The 16,813-nt window shown below is 72.2% G+C and carries 14 protein-coding genes; 9 read left to right on the plus strand and 5 right to left on the minus strand.

Going from position 1 to position 16,813, the window contains the following annotated elements; genetic code table 11:
• Positions 1-146 precede the first annotated feature (146 nt).
• The 7 genes from dnaK (at position 147) to FJ658_RS02710 (ending at position 8,073) form a co-directional block, all read left to right on the plus strand.
• A complete protein-coding gene (gene dnaK / locus FJ658_RS02680; RefSeq protein WP_141143833.1) occupies positions 147-2,012 on the plus strand; it encodes a molecular chaperone DnaK in 1,866 nt (621 codons plus the stop codon).
• A 2-nt stretch (positions 2,013-2,014) separates the two neighbouring features.
• On the plus strand, positions 2,015-2,659 hold the full coding sequence (locus tag FJ658_RS02685; RefSeq protein WP_141143834.1) for a nucleotide exchange factor GrpE: 645 nt from the start codon (positions 2,015-2,017) through the stop codon (positions 2,657-2,659).
• Positions 2,660-2,667: 8 nt separating this feature from the next.
• On the plus strand, positions 2,668-3,657 hold the full coding sequence (locus FJ658_RS02690; RefSeq protein ID WP_141143835.1) for a DnaJ C-terminal domain-containing protein: 990 nt from the start codon (positions 2,668-2,670) through the stop codon (positions 3,655-3,657).
• 88 nt (positions 3,658-3,745) lie between these two features.
• Positions 3,746-4,165, plus strand: a complete 420-nt coding sequence (locus tag FJ658_RS02695; protein ID WP_141143836.1) for a heat shock protein transcriptional repressor HspR — start codon at positions 3,746-3,748, stop codon at positions 4,163-4,165.
• Positions 4,166-4,284: 119 nt separating this feature from the next.
• Positions 4,285-5,175: a hypothetical protein gene (locus tag FJ658_RS16625; protein WP_219995693.1), complete on the plus strand. Its 891-nt coding sequence runs from the start codon at positions 4,285-4,287 to the stop codon at positions 5,173-5,175.
• Between the two features lie 61 nt (positions 5,176-5,236).
• Entirely contained in the window at positions 5,237-5,815 is a 579-nt protein-coding gene (locus tag FJ658_RS02705) for a hypothetical protein (protein ID WP_141143837.1), read from the plus strand.
• A gap of 65 nt (positions 5,816-5,880) precedes the next feature.
• Positions 5,881-8,073, plus strand: coding sequence for an ATP-dependent Clp protease ATP-binding subunit (locus FJ658_RS02710; protein WP_141143838.1), 2,193 nt, complete (start codon positions 5,881-5,883; stop codon positions 8,071-8,073).
• 525 nt (positions 8,074-8,598) lie between these two features.
• Here the strand turns inward: FJ658_RS02710 and ald are convergent.
• The gene (gene ald / locus FJ658_RS02715; RefSeq protein WP_141143839.1) at positions 8,599-9,693 is read right to left on the minus strand and encodes an alanine dehydrogenase; all 1,095 of its coding nucleotides are present in this window, start codon (positions 9,691-9,693) and stop codon (positions 8,599-8,601) included.
• Positions 9,694-9,816: 123 nt separating this feature from the next.
• Between ald and FJ658_RS02720 the strand changes: the two genes are divergently transcribed.
• Positions 9,817-10,362, plus strand: coding sequence for an Lrp/AsnC family transcriptional regulator (locus tag FJ658_RS02720; protein WP_141143840.1), 546 nt, complete (start codon positions 9,817-9,819; stop codon positions 10,360-10,362).
• Positions 10,363-10,395: 33 nt separating this feature from the next.
• Here FJ658_RS02720 and FJ658_RS02725 read toward each other — a convergent pair whose 3' ends face one another.
• The 4 genes from FJ658_RS02725 to FJ658_RS02740 are packed head-to-tail and all read right to left on the minus strand — an operon-like array spanning position 10,396 to position 12,469.
• Positions 10,396-10,932, minus strand: a complete 537-nt coding sequence (locus tag FJ658_RS02725) for a phage tail protein (RefSeq protein WP_141143841.1) — start codon at positions 10,930-10,932, stop codon at positions 10,396-10,398.
• Between the two features lie 9 nt (positions 10,933-10,941).
• On the minus strand, positions 10,942-11,454 hold the full coding sequence (locus FJ658_RS02730; RefSeq protein ID WP_141143842.1) for a phage tail protein: 513 nt from the start codon (positions 11,452-11,454) through the stop codon (positions 10,942-10,944).
• A gap of 9 nt (positions 11,455-11,463) precedes the next feature.
• Positions 11,464-11,982, minus strand: coding sequence for a phage tail protein (locus FJ658_RS02735; protein WP_141143843.1), 519 nt, complete (start codon positions 11,980-11,982; stop codon positions 11,464-11,466).
• Positions 11,983-11,992: 10 nt separating this feature from the next.
• Positions 11,993-12,469, minus strand: a complete 477-nt coding sequence (locus FJ658_RS02740) for a hypothetical protein (protein WP_141143844.1) — start codon at positions 12,467-12,469, stop codon at positions 11,993-11,995.
• 248 nt (positions 12,470-12,717) lie between these two features.
• Between FJ658_RS02740 and FJ658_RS02745 the strand changes: the two genes are divergently transcribed.
• Positions 12,718-16,668, plus strand: coding sequence for a putative Ig domain-containing protein (locus FJ658_RS02745; protein ID WP_141143845.1), 3,951 nt, complete (start codon positions 12,718-12,720; stop codon positions 16,666-16,668).
• The last annotated feature ends 145 nt before the right edge of the window (positions 16,669-16,813 follow it).

A 16,813-nucleotide genomic window follows, 5' to 3' on the forward strand; every position in this document is an offset into this window, starting at 1 on the left:
GCAGTTATCCACAGGTTCCACACTTGAGTCATCGCGGCTCAACCCCGGATGCACGCCCGCTCGACAGCGACACCGCATCCGACCGGGCCGCCCTCAGAACTCAGACCCACACCATCCGCACCACAGAAGCAGGAGCAGAACCGCACATGGCTCGAGCAGTAGGAATCGACCTCGGCACCACGAACTCGGTGGTCGCCGTCCTCGAAGGTGGAGAGCCCACCGTCATCGCGAACGCCGAGGGCTTCCGCACCACGCCCTCCGTCGTCGCCTTCACGAAGGACGGCGAGGTGCTCGTCGGCGAGACCGCCAAGCGCCAGGCCGTCACCAACGTCGACCGCACCATCTCGTCGGTCAAGCGCCACATCGGCACCCCCTGGACGACCGAGATCGACGGCAAGAAGTACACGCCGCAGGAGATCAGCGCCCGCATCCTGGGCAAGCTGAAGCGGGATGCCGAGCAGTACCTCGGCGAGACCGTGACCGACGCCGTCATCACCGTCCCCGCGTACTTCAACGACGCCGAGCGCCAGGCCACCAAGGAGGCCGGCGAGATCAGCGGCCTCAACGTGCTGCGCATCATCAACGAGCCCACCGCCGCCGCGCTGGCCTACGGCCTCGACCGCGGCAAGGAGGACGAGCTCATCCTGGTCTTCGACCTCGGTGGCGGAACCTTCGACGTCTCGCTGCTCGAGGTGGGCAAGGACGACGACTTCTCGACCATCCAGGTGCGCGCCACCTCGGGCGACAACCGTCTCGGCGGCGACGACTGGGACCAGCGCATCGTCGATCACCTGGTCAAGAAGTTCAAGGAGACCACCGGCGTCGACGTGTCGGGCGACAAGATCGCCCTGCAGCGCCTGAAGGAGGCCGCGGAGCAGGCGAAGAAGGAGCTCTCGAGCTCCATGAGCGCCAGCATCCAGCTGCCCTACCTCTCGCTCACGCAGAGCGGCCCGGCGAACCTGGATGAGACCATCACCCGTGCGCAGTTCGAGCAGCTGACCAGCGACCTCATCGACCGCACCCGCAAGCCCTTCGAAGACGTCATCCGCGAGGCCGGCGTCAAGGTCGACGACATCGCCCACGTGGTGCTCGTCGGCGGCTCGACCCGCATGCCCGCGGTCGCCGAGCTCGTCAAGAAGCTCACCGGCGGCAAGGAGCCGAACAAGGGCGTCAACCCCGATGAGGTCGTCGCCGTCGGCGCCGCGCTGCAGGCCGGCGTGCTGAAGGGCGAGCGCAAGGACGTGCTGCTCATCGACGTCACCCCCCTGAGCCTCGGCATCGAGACCAAGGGCGGCATCATGACCAAGCTCATCGAGCGCAACACGGCCATCCCGACCAAGCGCAGCGAGACCTTCACGACCGCCGACGACAACCAGCCGTCGGTCGCGATCCAGGTCTTCCAGGGCGAGCGCGAGTTCACCCGCGACAACAAGAACCTCGGCACCTTCGAGCTGACCGGCATCGCGCCGGCCCCGCGCGGAGTGCCGCAGGTCGAGGTCACCTTCGACATCGACGCGAACGGCATCGTGCACGTCTCGGCGAAGGACAAGGGCACCGGCACCGAGCAGTCGATGACCATCACGGGCGGCTCGTCGCTGCCCAAGGAGGACATCGAGCGCATGGTGCGCGAGGCCGAGGAGCACGCCGCCGAGGACAAGGCGCGTCGCGAGAGCGCCGAGCTGCGCAACAACGCCGAGCAGCTCGCCTACTCGGTCGAGAAGCTGCTCACCGACAACGCCGACAAGATCGGCGACGACGTGAAGACCAGCGTGCAGGCCGACGTGGATGCGCTCAAGACCGCTCTGGCCGGCGACGACGAGGAGGCCGTGAAGACGGCCTTCGAGAACCTGTCGACCAGCCAGACCAAGATCGGCGAGGCCATCTACGCCTCGGGCCAGGCCGACCAGGCCGCGTCCGACGCGTCGACCGACGGCCCGCGCCCCGCTGACGAGAAGGCCGACGAGGACATCGTCGACGCCGAGATCGTCGACGACGAGGAGCCCAAGAAGTAACCATGACCGACGAGCAGAACCCCGAGAACGACGGGCGCGACGAGCAGGAGTCGAACGCGAGCCGCGTCGACGACAAGCGCAAGGTCGACCCCGAGACGGGCGAGCCTCGCGGTCAGGCCGGTGCGGCATCCGGTGAGAACCCGGATGCCGCCCCGGCGGGCGCCGGCGCTTCGGCCCCGGTCGACGCCACCGACGACGAGCTGGCCGCCCTGCTCGCCGAGGGCGAGCGCGACCTCGTGGCCGAGTACCGCGACACCGCGGCCCGAGCCCAGGCCGAGCTGGTCAATTTCCGCACCCGTGTGGAGCGCGACCGCGCGGCCAACCGCGAGGCCGTGATCGCCGAGGTGATCCGCTCGCTGCTGCCGGCGATCGACGACCTCGACCGCGCCGAGTCGCACGGCGACCTGACCGAGGGCAGCCCCCTCGCGATCGTCGCCCAGAAGCTGCGCGGCGGGTTCGACCGCTACGGCCTCAAGAAGGTCGGCGAGATCGGCGAGCCGTTCGACCCGAAGCTGCACGAGGCCCTCGTGCGCATCCCCTCGGCCGACGTGACGATCAACACCGTCGCCGACGTCATCGAGACCGGCTATCTGCTGGGGGAGCGGCTCATCCGCCCCGCCAAGGTCGCCGTTCACGCACCGGAGTGAGGTGATCGGTGGCCAGTCAGGACTGGTTCGACAAGGACTTCTACGCCGTCCTCGGCGTGAAGAAGGACGTCTCAGCCGCTGAGCTGAAGAAGACGTACCGCAAGCTGGCGCGGCAGTACCACCCCGACTCGAACCCCGGGGATGCGAAGGCCGAGGCGCGCTTCAAGGAGATCAGCGAGGCCTACTCGGTGCTCTCTGACACCCAGCAGCGCCAGGAGTACGACCAGGTGCGGGCCATGGGCTCGGGCGCCCGCTTCACGGCGGGCGGCCAGGGCGCGGGCGGCGGCTTCGACGACGTGTTCGGCGGGATGTTCGGGCAGGGCGGCGGGCGCGCGCAGTACAGCGCCGGCAACTACCAGGACCTCTTCGGCGGACTGTTCGGCGGCGGCGGCAACGCCGGGTTCCAGCCCAGTGGCGGGTTCCGCGGCTACGGCGGACCCACGCCGGGCCGTGACCTGGCGGCGTCGACGACGCTCGATTTCGGCACGGCCATCCACGGCGACACGGTCGAGCTGCAGGTCGGCGGCGGTCGGGGGCGCAGCGTCAAGGTGCGCATCCCCGAGGGCGTCGCCGACGGGCAGAAGATCCGCCTGCGCGGCAAGGGCGAGGCCTCGCCCGACGGCGGCGAGGCCGGCGACCTGGTGCTGACGGTGCACGTGCGACCGCATCCGGTGTTCAAGCGCGACGCGCTCGACCTGCGCGTCGACCTGCCGGTGACCTTCGCCGAGGCGGCGCTCGGCGCGACCGTCGAGGTGCCGACCCTGGGCGGCGCCCCGGTGAAGCTCAAGGTCGCGCCCGGGACCCCGAGCGGACGCGTGCTGCGCGTCAAGGGCCGCGGCGTCACGACCAAGAAGGGCACGGGCGACCTGCTCGCGACCGTCATGGTCGCGGTGCCGAGCCACCTGCCCGGCGAGGCGCGCGAGAAGCTCGAGGCCTTCGCCGCGGCGATGCCCGACGAGAACCCCCGCGAGGACCTGCTGGCGCGAGCCGGCGAGTAAGGCTTCGCGAGAGGGATGCCGGGCGACCTGTTCCGGGTCGCCCGGCATCATCCACACTGAGAACCACCGACCGACGAAGGAGGAGCGCATGGACGAGCTGAGTCCCGTCTTCCCGATCGCGGTCGCCGCCGAGCTGGCCGGGATGCATCCCCAGACCCTGAGGCAGTACGACCGCCTCAGCCTCGTCGTGCCGCGGCGCACGGCCGGCCAGTCGCGTCGCTACTCCATGCGCGACGTCGTGCAGCTGCGCGAGATCGCGCGGATGAGCGCCGAGGGGCTCAACCTCGAGGGCATCCGCCGCATCCTCGAGCTCGAGAACCAGGTGACCTCGCTCAGCGCCCGCGTGCGCGAGCTCGAGGCGGCGCTCGCCGACGAGATGCTGGCGCGCCCCGGCCGCCGCGTGTTCGCGGCGGGGGAGTCGGGCGACGTCGTCTCGCTGCGCGCGGGCACCCGCGCCAAGAAGTCGAACGCGGTCGTCGTGTGGCGGCCGTTCGGACCGCGCGACTGATTCGCGCGTCTCGCGCGCCGGCGGCGTCTCGCGCGTCGGTTCGGTGAGTCACCCTCGGATCGGGGTGCGCGCATCCCCCCGCTCTGCGGCAGACTGACCCGCGAGGGCAGGGAGAGCGCATGAGCTGGCAGGGGCAGAACGGGCCGCCGTCGTGGCCGCCGCAGCCCGCGCCCGCGCAGCCGCAGCCGCAATACGGCCAGCCCTCGTACGGCGTTCCGGGATCGTCGCAGTTCTGGCAGCCGCAATACGGCCAGCCGCCGTATCCGCAGCCCGTGTACTTCGCGCCGCCGCCCCCGGTCTTCGTCGCCCCGCCGAAGCCCCCGCTGCCGAAGCCGCAGAAGCGCGCCGCCGCGGCAGCCGGCATGCTCGGCTTCACGATCATCTCGCTGGGCTGGACCCTGTTCGCGATCGCGGCGAGCATCCTGCTGATCGTGGGCCTGTTCGCCTGGCTCGCGACCGCCGTCGCCTCGAGCGACCCTGACAGCGCGGGCGACTTCGTGCTGATCGGCCACTGGTTCGACCGGCAGACCGGCGGACTGCTCGTGCCGATCTCGATCGGCGTCGCCGTGCTGGGCGCCGCGATCTGGGTCGGCGGGTTCCTGCTGAGCCGCGCACTGCTGAAGCGCGCCGGGCACCCGCGGCCGGTCGCCGTCACCTGGTCGGGCCTCGGCCTCGCCGTCGCCGGCGTCACGATCGCGAACTGGATCCTGTCGTTCGCGTTCCAGGTGCTCGCGACCCTGCCGCTGGCCCAGCTCGGCGAGGCCGCCGACTCCTCCGACAGCCTCGACGCGTTCTGGACGGCGATGGGCGGCTACGGCATCCTGCTCGCCGTCTATGCGCTCGTGTCGGTGGGCGTGACGGTGCTGATGGGCTGGCTGTGCTGGTGGTGGATGGCGCACGTCTTCCGCGCGCCGGCGTCGATCCCGCAGCAGCTCGGCCCGATCCTTCCGGGGCTCGCGCCCGAGCGCGGCCCGTGGGATCCGCCGCACACGTCCTCGACGGGGTACTGACGCGCCGGGGCACCAGCACGGGGGCATGGTGCGCGGGATGCGGCGCCCCTAGGTTGTGGCCATGACCTGGCAGCTGGGCGCGCATCCCGACGATGCGGCGATCCCGGCGCCCGGGCCGGCATCCGCGACCGCCGGCAGCGTGCCGCCCGCGGGCACCGACGCCACGGCGACGCTCGAGCCCGAGGCGCCCGAGGCGTGGACCCGCCCGATCGCCCGCACCGGCCAGGTCGCGATCCGGCCGCGCGCCGACACCCCGCAGGCGAACGCGCTCGCCCTGCTGCCGCTGCTGCCCGTGCTGCTGAGCATGGGCGCGCCGGCATTCGGCGGCGGCTGGGATGCGACGGTCGTCGCCGCGTTCGCCGCACCGATCGCGCTCATCCAGGTCGCCCTCGCCGGTCATGATCGCCGCGTGCTGCGCGACCGCGGCTTCGTCGACCTCGTCTCGCCGCTCGTCGCGCTGCTGCCGACGCCGCTCTATCTCGGGCTGCGGGCGCGCCGCTGCGCGCAGCACGATCCGGATGCGCGCATCGCGTTCCGCTGGGCGGTGGCCGCCGCGATCGTGGCGGTCTCCATGGTGCTGATCGGCCTCGGCTTCCAGGCCGCGATCGGCGGGCTCTTCGAGGTCGCCTCCCAGGAATGAACTCTGGCTCGGCCGGGTTGAGCCGAGTAGACTCAAGTTTCAGCACGAAAGGAAGAGCTCACCACATGGCGAACATGCAGGGGGCGCCCTCCAGCCAGGAGGAGCAGAAGACCGCCCTCGAGCAGTACGGCGTCAACCTCACCGAGATCGCCCGCTCGGGCAAGCTCGATCCGGTGATCGGCCGCGACGCCGAGATCCGGCGCATCAGCCAGGTGCTGACCCGCCGCACCAAGAACAATCCCGTGCTCATCGGCGAACCCGGCGTCGGCAAGACCGCCGTGGTCGAGGGCCTCGCCCAGCGGATCGTCGCCGGCGACGTCGCCGACTCGCTGAAGGACAAGCAGCTCGTCTCGCTCGACCTGGCCGCGCTCGTGGCCGGCGCGAAATACCGCGGCGAGTTCGAGGAGCGCCTCAAGGCCGTGCTCAAGGAGATCAACGAGTCCGACGGGCGCGTGATCACCTTCATCGACGAGTTGCACACGCTCATGGGCGCCGGCGGCGGCGAGGGCTCCGTCGCGGCCGCCAACATGCTCAAGCCCATGCTCGCCCGCGGCGAGCTGCGCCTCATCGGCGCCACCACGCTCAACGAGTACCGCGAGTACATCGAGAAGGATGCCGCGCTCGAGCGCCGCTTCCAGCAGGTCTATGTCGGCGAGCCGAGCGTCGAGGACACCGTCGCGATCCTGCGCGGACTCAAGGAGCGCTACGAGGCGCACCACAAGGTGTCGATCGCCGACAGCGCGCTCGTGGCCGCCGCATCCCTGTCGAACCGCTACATCACCGCCCGCCAGCTGCCCGACAAGGCGATCGACCTGATCGACGAGGCTGCGAGCCGGCTCAAGATGGAGATCGACAGCTCGCCCGTCGAGATCGACGAGCTCAAGCGCTCGGTCGACCGCATGCGCATCGAGGAGCTCGCGCTCAAGCGCGAGAAGGACGACGCCTCGAAGGCCCGCCTGGCGAAGCTGCGCGACGAGCTCGATGCGCGGCAGAAGCAGCTCGACGCGCTGCAGAAGCGCTGGCAGGCCGAGAAGACCTCGCTGCACAGCGTCGGCGACCTCAAGGCGAAGCTCAACGACGCCCGCATCGACCTCGACCGCGCCATGCGCGAGCAGAACTGGCAGAACGCGTCGAAGCTCAACTACGAGATCATCCCGGCGATCGAGAAGGCGCTCAGCGAGGCCGAGCAGCAGGAGCAGACCGGCCCGCGCATGGTCAGCGACCAGGTGACCGACGAGGACATCGCGGCCGTCGTCGCGGCCTGGACCGGCATCCCCGTCGCCAAGCTCAAGCAGGGCGAGACCGAGAAGCTGCTGCACCTCGAGCAGGAGCTCGGCAAGCGGCTCATCGGCCAGAAGGATGCCGTGCGCGCCGTCAGCGAGGCCGTGCGCCGCACCCGTGCCGGCATCGCCGACCCCGACCGGCCGACCGGGTCGTTCCTGTTCCTCGGACCGACCGGCGTCGGCAAGACCGAGCTGGCGAAGGCGCTCGCCGAGTACCTGTTCGACGACGAGAAGGCCCTCGTGCGCATCGACATGTCGGAGTACGGCGAGAAGTTCGCCGTCTCGCGGCTCGTCGGCGCCCCTCCCGGCTACATCGGCTACGAGCAGGGCGGTCAGCTGACCGAGCTCGTGCGTCGCCGGCCGTATTCGGTCGTGCTGCTCGACGAGGTCGAGAAGGCGCATCCCGAGGTCTTCGACCTGCTGCTGCAGGTGCTGGATGACGGGCGCCTGACCGACGGGCAGGGCCGCACGGTCGACTTCCGCAACACGATCCTGATCCTCACCTCGAACCTGGGCTCGAACTTCCTCGTCGACCAGACGCTCGACTGGGAGGCGAAGCAGGGAGCCGTGCGCGACCTGGTGCAGCGCTCGTTCAAGCCGGAGTTCGTGAACCGCCTCGACGACATCGTGGTGTTCGCGCCGCTGACGACCGGCGACCTCGGGCAGATCGTGTCGCTCTACGTCGACCGTCTCGAGCGGCGGCTGTCGGAGCGGCGGCTGCAGCTCGCGGTCACGCCGAGCGCGCGGGGCTGGCTGGCCGAGCAGGGCTTCGATCCGATCTACGGCGCGCGTCCGCTGCGCCGGCTCATGCAGCACGAGATCGACGACAAGCTCGCCCGCGCGCTGCTGTCGGGCCAGATCGGCGACGGCGACACGGTGCGCGTCGACGTGGATGCGACGGGCGACGCCCTCGCGGTCACCCGCATGGAGTCGGCGCCCGCCGCCGACCCGGAGTTCGGCGGCGCGGAGGCCTGACGCCGGGGCCGGCTCTCGCGCATCCTCTGTCGGGGCGCGCTGGCCGCAGCTCGCGGTTCGGGCGCGCTCACCGCAGCTCGCGGTTCGGGCGCGCTCACCGCATCCGCGTTCCCCCGACGTGACGGCTTCGCAACTCAGCACGGCTACCCCGAAGCCGCCCGCGCGGGCTCGCAGAGCGCATCCGTGCTGAATTGCGTCATCACCCGGCAGCGTCGACGTTTCGCAATTCAGCAGGGAACGCCGCCGGAGCACGTCGTGGGTCGCGAGGGCGCATCCGTGCTGAGTTGCGAGAGGGCGCGGCCGTCCGGCCCCGCGGGGGCCGGACACCGGCGCGACCTCGTCCGCATCCTGGCCCGACCCGGGTCGAGTTCCCGTGAGGGGTCGCAAGGGCCCCGGCGCGAGCCGGAATCGGCGCGTTCGCGGGACCTTTGCGACCCCTCAGGCAAGGAGAAGTCGGCGGGGCGTTTGCGACCCCTCAGTCACGGAGAACGGGGGGCGAGGGGCGGCGCGGGGAACTCAGGGCGGTCAGCTCGCGAGCTCGTAGCCGAAGGCGGCGGCGACGCCCGCGTTCGTGACGCGGCCGGCGTGCGTGTTGAGGCCGAGGGCGAGCGCCGGGTCGGCGGCCAGCGCATCCACGGGGCCCTTGTCGGCGAGCGCGACCAGGTAGGGCAGCGTCGCGTTCGTCAGCGCGCGGGTCGAGGTCTCGGGCACGGCGCCGGGCATGTTCGCGACGCAGTAGTAGAGCGCGTCGTGCACCGCGAAGGTCGGGTCGTCGTGCGTCGTCGGGTGCGAGCCCTCGAAGCAGCCGCCCTGGTCGATCGCGATGTCGACGAGCACCGCGCCGGGCTTCATGGTGGCGACCATGGCATCCGTCACGAGCTTCGGCGCCGCCGCGCCGGGGATCAGCACCGAGCCGATCACGAGATCGGCGGCGGCGACCTGCTCGGCGATCTCGAGGCGGCTGGATGCGCGGGTCTGCAGCTTCGGGTACTGCTTCTCGAGCTGGCGCAGGCGCGGCAGCGAGAGGTCGATCACGGTGACGTCGGCGCCGAGCCCGAGCGCGTTCGCGGCGGCGTGCTCGCCGGCGACGCCGCCGCCGATCACGACGACCTTGGCCTTCGGGGTTCCGGGCACGCCGCCGAGCAGGGTGCCGCGTCCGCCGGCGGCCTTCAGCAGCGTGGCCGCGCCGACGACGATCGAGAGGCGGCCGGCGACCTCGCTCATGGGCGAGAGCAGCGGCAGGCTGCGGTCGGGCAGCTGCACGGTCTCGTAGGCGATCGCGGTCGTGCCGGCGGCGAGCAGCGCATCCGTCAGCGGCTTGTCGGCGGCGAGGTGCAGGTAGGTGAAGAGGGTGAGGTCTCTGCGCAGGTGGCCGTACTCGGCGGCGATCGGCTCCTTGACCTTGACGACCAGCTCCGATCCCGACCACAGCTCGTCGGCGGTGGCGACCAGCTCGGCGCCGGCCGCGGCGAAGGCCTCGTCGGTGATGCCCGAGCCGAGTCCGGCGCCCGCCTGCACGCGCACCGTGTGCCCACGGTGCACGAGGGCGTCGACGCCCGCCGGGGTGATGGCGACGCGGTTCTCGTTGTTCTTGATCTCGGTGGGGATGCCGATCCGCATGGCTGCTCCTGACGACGACGTGGGCGGAGGACGAGGTGCGGCCAGCGTGACAGCGGTTCGTTACAACGGCGTGACGAGCGCAGAAGATTCGGCACGGCCGCGCCCGGGGGTAGATTCGGGCGCATGACGTCGACGAATCGGGATGCGCCGCCGAAGGATCTTCGCCAGGACTCTCGTCCCGTCCCCCGCCCCGATCTCCGCCCCGCCGAGCTGGATGACACCGATCGCGAGATGGTGCGCATCCTGACCGCTCAGGGACGCATCACGAACGCCGAGCTCGCGGCCGCCCTTGGCATCGCGCCGTCGACGACCCACGCCCGGCTGCGCTCTCTCGTCGAGCGGGGTGTCGTGACCGGTTTCCACGCCAGCGTCGACCAGCGCCGACTCGGTCGCGGCCTGCAGGCGATGATCGGCGTGACGCTGCGTCCGGGGTCGCGGCAGGAGAGCATCACCGCCTTCGCCGAGGAGGTACGGCGGCTGCCGCAGGTGCTGCAGCTGTTCTTCCTCGGCGGCAGCGACGACTTCATGGTGCACATCGCGGTCGCCGACAGCTCGGATGTGCGCGCCTTCGTGGTCGAGCACCTCTCGGCCCAGCAGAGCGTCGCATCCACCCGCACGAGCCTTGTGTTCGACTACCACCGCAACGGGGTCGCGGCGTCGTTCGCGTGAGCCCGGCCCGATCTGCCCGGGAGCCCGGCCGGGTCAGGGGCGCTGGGGGAACACGCCCTGCAGCGCGATGATGAAGTTCAGCGTCAGGTAGGGCGCCAGGTTGCTGTGCGGCTGGCTGCCCCCGGCGATCCCGATCGCCGTCGGCGACATCGTGACGGTCGCGCCCGCGCTCGGCGCCGCGTAGCCGCGCTCGATCGCACGACCCGACCGGGCCTCGGCCCAGCCTGCGCCCGCCGCGCTCGACTGGTCACCCGCCGCCGCGACGCCGCGGGCGGTGTGGCTGTGCGCCGGCATCTCGCTGGCGATCAGGGTCACGCTCTCGCTGCCGCTCTGCTCGCCCTGCCCGCGATAGGTCAGCCCGGGCCCCTGCCCCACGCCGATCGGCGACACGCCCTGCAGGTTCGGCAGGGCGAAGGTGGTCCTGCCGTCGCCGCCGTAGGTCGTTCCGAGCAGCGAGAAGAGAGCGGTGTTCTGCGCGATCGGCATGAGCTGGCCGTTGCAGAGCGCCCAGCCGCGCGGGGCGAAGTTGAAGCCGACAGCGATGATCTCGCCGACGAAGGGCTCGTCCATGTCGGGCTCCTAGCTCCGGCTCGGGAAGATGCCGGTCAGGCTGATGATGGCGTTCAGCGTGAGCGTCGGCGGGCGGTTCTCGTGCGGCTGGTTGCCGCCGGTGTTGTCGATCGACGCCCCGTGCATCACGGCGGCGGTGCCGTCGCTCGCGTAGGCGATCTTGGGCGGCGCGGCCCAGAGCGCGTTCTGCGGCGAGGTCGCGGTTCCGTTCGCGGTGCTGGCGAGCGCCGCGTGGGTGTGGGCCGGCAGCTGCGACGCGAGCAGCGTGACCGATTCGGTGCCGGCGGTCTGGCCGACGCCGTAGTGGCTGCCCGTGAGGCTGGTCCCCTGGTGGTTCGGGATGCGCCCGCGCAGGTCGGGCAGGGCGAAGTTCTGGATGCCGTTGCCGCCATACTGGGTGCCGAGCAGCGAGAACAGGGCCTGGTTCTGCGCGATCGACAGCAGCTGGCCGTTGCAGAAAGCCCAGTTCTTGGGGGCGAAGGCGTAGGCGCCGAAGCGGATCTCGCCGAGGAAGGGGTTCATCGCTGTCTCCTAGCCCTGTGCGGGGAAGAGGCCCTGCGTGGCGATGCAGAAGCGGATGCCGAGGTAGGGGGTCATGTTGTCGTGGGGCTGGCTGCCGCCGGCGGGCTGCACGGCCTGCGGCGCCATCGGCACGGTCGGCGCGGTGCTCGAGAACGGGGTCTCGGCGCGGCTGACCCAGCGGCGCCCCGCCGGGGTCGCCGAGCTCGGGGCGCCCTCGGTGGCCGTGACGGGGTGGTTGTGCGACGGCATCTGGGATGCCAGCAGCGTGACCGACTCGACGCCGGTGGTCTGACCGATCGCGTAGGTCGAGAGCCCGGGTCCGGTGCCCTGATGCACGGGGATGCGTCCGCGCAGGTCGGGCACGGCGAAGGTGTTCACGCCGTCCCCGCCGTAGGTGGTGCCGATCAGCGTGAAGAGCGTCTGGTTCTCGATGATGGAGACCAGCTGGCCGTTGCACTCGAGGTAGCCGAGGGGGGCGAAGCTGCCGGCGAACATCATCACGTCGCCGATGTAGGGCTCTGCGCTCATCCGCTCCTCCTCAGATCCGGTTCACGACGGCCTGCGCGCGGCGGTCGCCGGCGGGGCCGATCGGGGTGAGCAGGAAGCCGCTGAGCGGGGCGCCGTCGTGGCCGAGCTCCCAGATGCCCTCGACGAAGTCGTCGCCGGCGCGGAAGTGCAGGGCGAACCGGTTCTCGTCTCCGGCGGGCGCGCCGGCGACATCCACGACCTCGTCGAGCACGAGCGAGCTGACCGCCTCGTCGGGGCCGAAGGCGCTGATGGGCCGGCCCACGAGCGGCGTGAAGTCGCTGCGCACGGCGGCGCGCAGCTCGGCGAAGTCGGTGGTGGATGCGGCGGTCGCGGCGGGGCGGACGGCGGCCGAGGCCGCGGCGGTGCTCGCGCTCGCGGCGTGCGGTCCGGCGGCGGCGCTGGCCGCGGTCGTCCCGGCGACCGCGCCGATCGCGGCGACGGCGGCGGCACCCGCGCCGGCGACGGCGGTGCGACGGGTCAGCTGCATGGATGCTCCGGGTGAGATGGGGTCGGCGGCAGGGCCGCGTGCGCGATCCGCGCGCTCAGCATAGGGGCGCGGTGCCGCCCGACGGACCCCCTCGGCGACCCCCCGAACTGGGCACCGCCAGACCGTCGCCGTCAGCGCATCCGCCGCGATATCTTCCGGTGCGCGCGTGTCACGTGCCGTGACGGCTCTGCCGTCGCGGCCCGCCCCGAAGCTCCGACCGCGCCCGTGACGAGAGGGCCGCGCGGCCGATGACGAGCACCATCCCGACCCCGGTCGCCGACACCGCCCCGGTGCGCACGGCCGCCCGTCGCATCCGCCTCGTGGCCGCGAGTCTCGCGGTGCTGCTCGCCGGGGCCGGCCTCGCCGCCGTGCCGGCCGGCGCCGCGTTCGCGGCCGGCACGATCACGGTGACCACGAACGTCGACGCCGACACGAACGGCGCCTGCACGAACCCCAACGTCACGACCGTCGCGACCCCGGTGACCCTGCGCAACGCCCTCTGCGTCGCCGGCAACCAGGCCGGATCGACGACCGTGAGCGTGCCGCGCGACACCTACACGCTGAGCGCCTCGTTCGGTGAGCTCGCCTTCGGCGCCGTCTCCGGCGCCAAGATCACCGTCGTCGGCGCGGGGGCCGCGCTTCCCGGCGGCCCGGGCACCGCAATCGTCGGCGACGGTCAGCACCGCGTCATGAACATCGACCCGCAGACGATCGGCGGCGTCGACGTCACGCTGCGCGGCCTGACCGTGCGCGGCGGCGTGGACGACCGGGCACAGCCCGGCATGGGGGGCTCGGGCGGGTTCGGCGGCGCCGGCATCATCGCGGGGTCCGGCTACTCCTCGACGGCCGACTCGCTGACGCTCGACTCCGTCTTCGTCATGAACAACGCGGTGCGCGCCAGCACTTCCGGTGGCTGGAACTCGGGCGGCGGCGGCATCCAGTTCGTCGGAGGGTCGCTCACTTTGACCGACTCGAAGATCCTCAACAACTCCTCGGCGGCCGGATCCGGCGGCGGCGTCTACTACGAGGCCGCGCCCGGTCTCGCGGGGCAGAAGCTCACGATCACCAACGGCGACATCGCCAACAACCAGGTGACCGACGCCACCACCTTCCCCGCCGACGGCGGCGGCCTCTCGGTGTCGGGCTCCGCCCCGAGCAGCACGATCGCCGGCACGAACTTCGTCGGGAACGCGATCAGCGCGACCGGCACCGGTGCGGTGCGCGGCAGCGCGCTCGCCTACGCGGGCGGCACTCACACGCTGACGGGCATCCTCTCCCTGAGCAACGCGGTCTCGGCCGGCGGTCAGATCTCGGCGGATGCGGGTGCCCGGGTGACCGCGCGCTGGAACGACATCGAGACCGTCGACACGAGCGGCTTCCTCGTGTCGGCCACGAACGGCGCCAGCGTCGACGCGGCCTACAACTGGTGGGGATGCGCGACCGCCCCCGGTTCGACCGGCTGCGGGTCGGCCGTGACCGCCGGCGTGACGGTGCTGCCCTCGCTGCGGCTGAACCTCGACGCCGCCCCCGCGACCGTGGGCGCGCCCGGCGACACCTCGCGACTCACGGCGACCTTCCGCCGCGACTCGACCGGTGCCGCTGTCGACTCGGCGAGCCTGACCCGCTTCTCGTCGACCGTGTCGTTCTCGCGCACCGCCGGCGGTCAGCTGTCGGCGTCGAGCGTGCCCATGAGCCTCGGCGAGGCGTCCACCACCTTCACGACGCCCAGCACCGCGGGCCGATCGACCATCACGGCGGCCTACAACGCGGTGCAGGTGACCGTCGACGTGATCGCCGCGCAGGCGCCTGCCTTCACGAGCGCGAGCACGGTCGGCTTCACGTTCGGCACCGCGGGCTCGTTCACGATCACGACGTCGGGCTACCCCGCCGCCGAGATCACGCGCACCGCCGGCACGCTGCCCGCCGGGCTGACGTTCATCGACAACGGCGACGGCACGGCGACCCTGGCCGGAACGCCGACCGCCGCATCCACCTCGACCCTGTCGCTGAAGGCCGACAACGGCGCGAGCAGCTCGGCCACGCAGCAGCTCGTCGTGACCGTGAGGCAGGCGCCCGCGATCACGAGCGGCGCGACGGCCACCTTCACGGCCGGCACGGCGGAATCGTTCACCGTCACCACGAGCGGGAGCCCGGCCCCGAGCCTCGCGCGCTCGGGCGCGCTGCCCAGCGGGGTGACGTTCACCGACAACGGCGACGGCACCGCCACGATCGCGGGCACCCCGGCCGCCTCGGCGGGCGGCAGCTACCCGCTCACGATCACCGCGTCGAACGACGTCAACCCGAGCGCCACGCAGCCGTTCACGCTCACCGTGAACGCGGCGCCGCGCTTCACCAGCTCCGACAGCGCCGCCGCGCGCGTCGGCACGGCGGCCTCGATCGCCGTCACCACGACGGGCGGCTACCCGACGCCGACGACGCTGACCGAGAGCGGCGCGCTGCCCGCGGGCGTCACCTTCGTCGACCAGGGGTCGGGCAGCGCGACGATCAGCGGCACGCCCGCCGCGGTCGCCGGCGGCGTCTACACCCTCGTCATCACGGCGAAGGCCGGATCGCTCACGACCACGCAGACCCTGACTCTGACGGTCGGCGAGGCGCCGGTCGTGACGACGAACCCGGTCTCGCGCTCGACCACGGGCGGCTCGTCGGTCGCGTTCACGGCGGCGGGCAGCGGATACCCCGAGCCGAGCATCCAGTGGCAGAAGCGCGACGGGGGCAGCTGGAGCGACCTCGACGGCGAGACCGACGCGACGCTGAGCTTCACCGCGACGGCGGAGGACGACGGCACGGCCTACCGTGCCGTGTTCACGAACACCCACGGCTCGGCAACGACCACCGCCGCCGAGCTCGCGGTCGGCGCCGGACCGGCGATCACGAGCGACGCCACCGCGACGATCTCGGGCGACGGCGGCAGCCAGACCGTCGAGATCCGCGCGAGCGGCGAGCCCGTGCCCGCGATCAGCGTGGTGAGCGGCGGGGTCCCCGGCATGAACTTCGCCGACGCCGGCGACGGCACCGCGACCCTGACCGGAGCACCGACCTCGTCGGGCGTCTTCACGGTCGACCTCGCCGCGACGAACGAGCACGGCACCGGCGAGCAGACGCTCACCGTCACCGTGAACCAGTCGACCGAGATCGGCTCGCCGAGCACGGCCGACTTCACGGCCGGCATCGCGGGCAGCTTCACGATCACGACCGCGGGCGGCTACCCGACTCCGCCGACGATCGAGCTCGACGGCGATCTGCCCGACGGGCTGGGCTTCGTCGACGACGGCGACGGAACCGCGCGCATCTTCGGCACGGCCTCGGCCGGCACCGGCGGCGCGAGCACCGTGGATGTCGTCGCCACCACCGCGGCCGGACACGTCACGCGCCAGACGATCACCGTCGTCGTGGGCGAGGCGCCGGTGATCACCGGACCCGCGCGCGTGACCGCGACCACGGGCGTGCCGTTCAGCGCGACCGTCACCACGGCGCACGCCTATCCGCTGCCCGTGACGCTCGCCGTCGTCGGCGCGCTGCCCGCCGGTGTGACGTTCGTCGACGAGGGTGACGGCACGGGAACGCTCTCCGGCGCCGCGACCGCCGCGCAGGATGCCACGATCACGATCGAGGCGAGCAACACCGCCGGATCGATCACGGCCGACGTGATGCTGACGGTCGACGACGCGGCGGTCATCCCGCTGCCGCTGATCCTGCCGACGACCTTCGACGGTCCGCTCGACGGCGTGCCCGCCGAGCTGCGCCGCAGCCAGAGCTTCACGGTCGCCGGCTCGGGCTTCGCACCCGGCGCTCCGGTCACGCTCGGCATCTACTCGACGCCGACCACCCTCGCGACGGTCTACGCCGACGGCGCGGGAGCGTTCTCGCAGGCGCTGACCGTGCCGGCCGACTTCGCCGCGGGCGGGCACACGGTCGTCGCGACCGGCGTGGGCGCCGACGGCACCACCCGCACGCTCGGCTCGGCGACCACGGTCGTCGTGCCGGCGGATGCGGGCGGCGGCTCGGGCGGGTCGGGTGGCTCGGGTTCCGGCGGCTCGGGATCGGTGGCGTCCGGGTCGGGCGCGGAGTCGTCGCTCGCGGCGACCGGCGTGGGCGAGGGCTGGATGCTCGCCGCCGCGCTGGCCCTGCTGGCCCTGCTCGCCGGCATCCGCCTGGTGCTGCGCCGCCGCGCGGCCTGATCCCTCGGCCGGATCGCGCGGCGATCCTGGCGTCGCCGCACGATCTGGCGCGGCGATACCGAGATCGTGCGGCGCTCGCGCCGACCGGATGCGCGGCTCCCCTGACTCGCGCGGGCGGGTGTGGCTCCACACTCCCGCCCGCGCG

Source organism: Schumannella sp. 10F1B-5-1, from assembly GCF_006517535.1.
In the GTDB taxonomy this organism is placed as follows: domain Bacteria; phylum Actinomycetota; class Actinomycetes; order Actinomycetales; family Microbacteriaceae; genus Schumannella.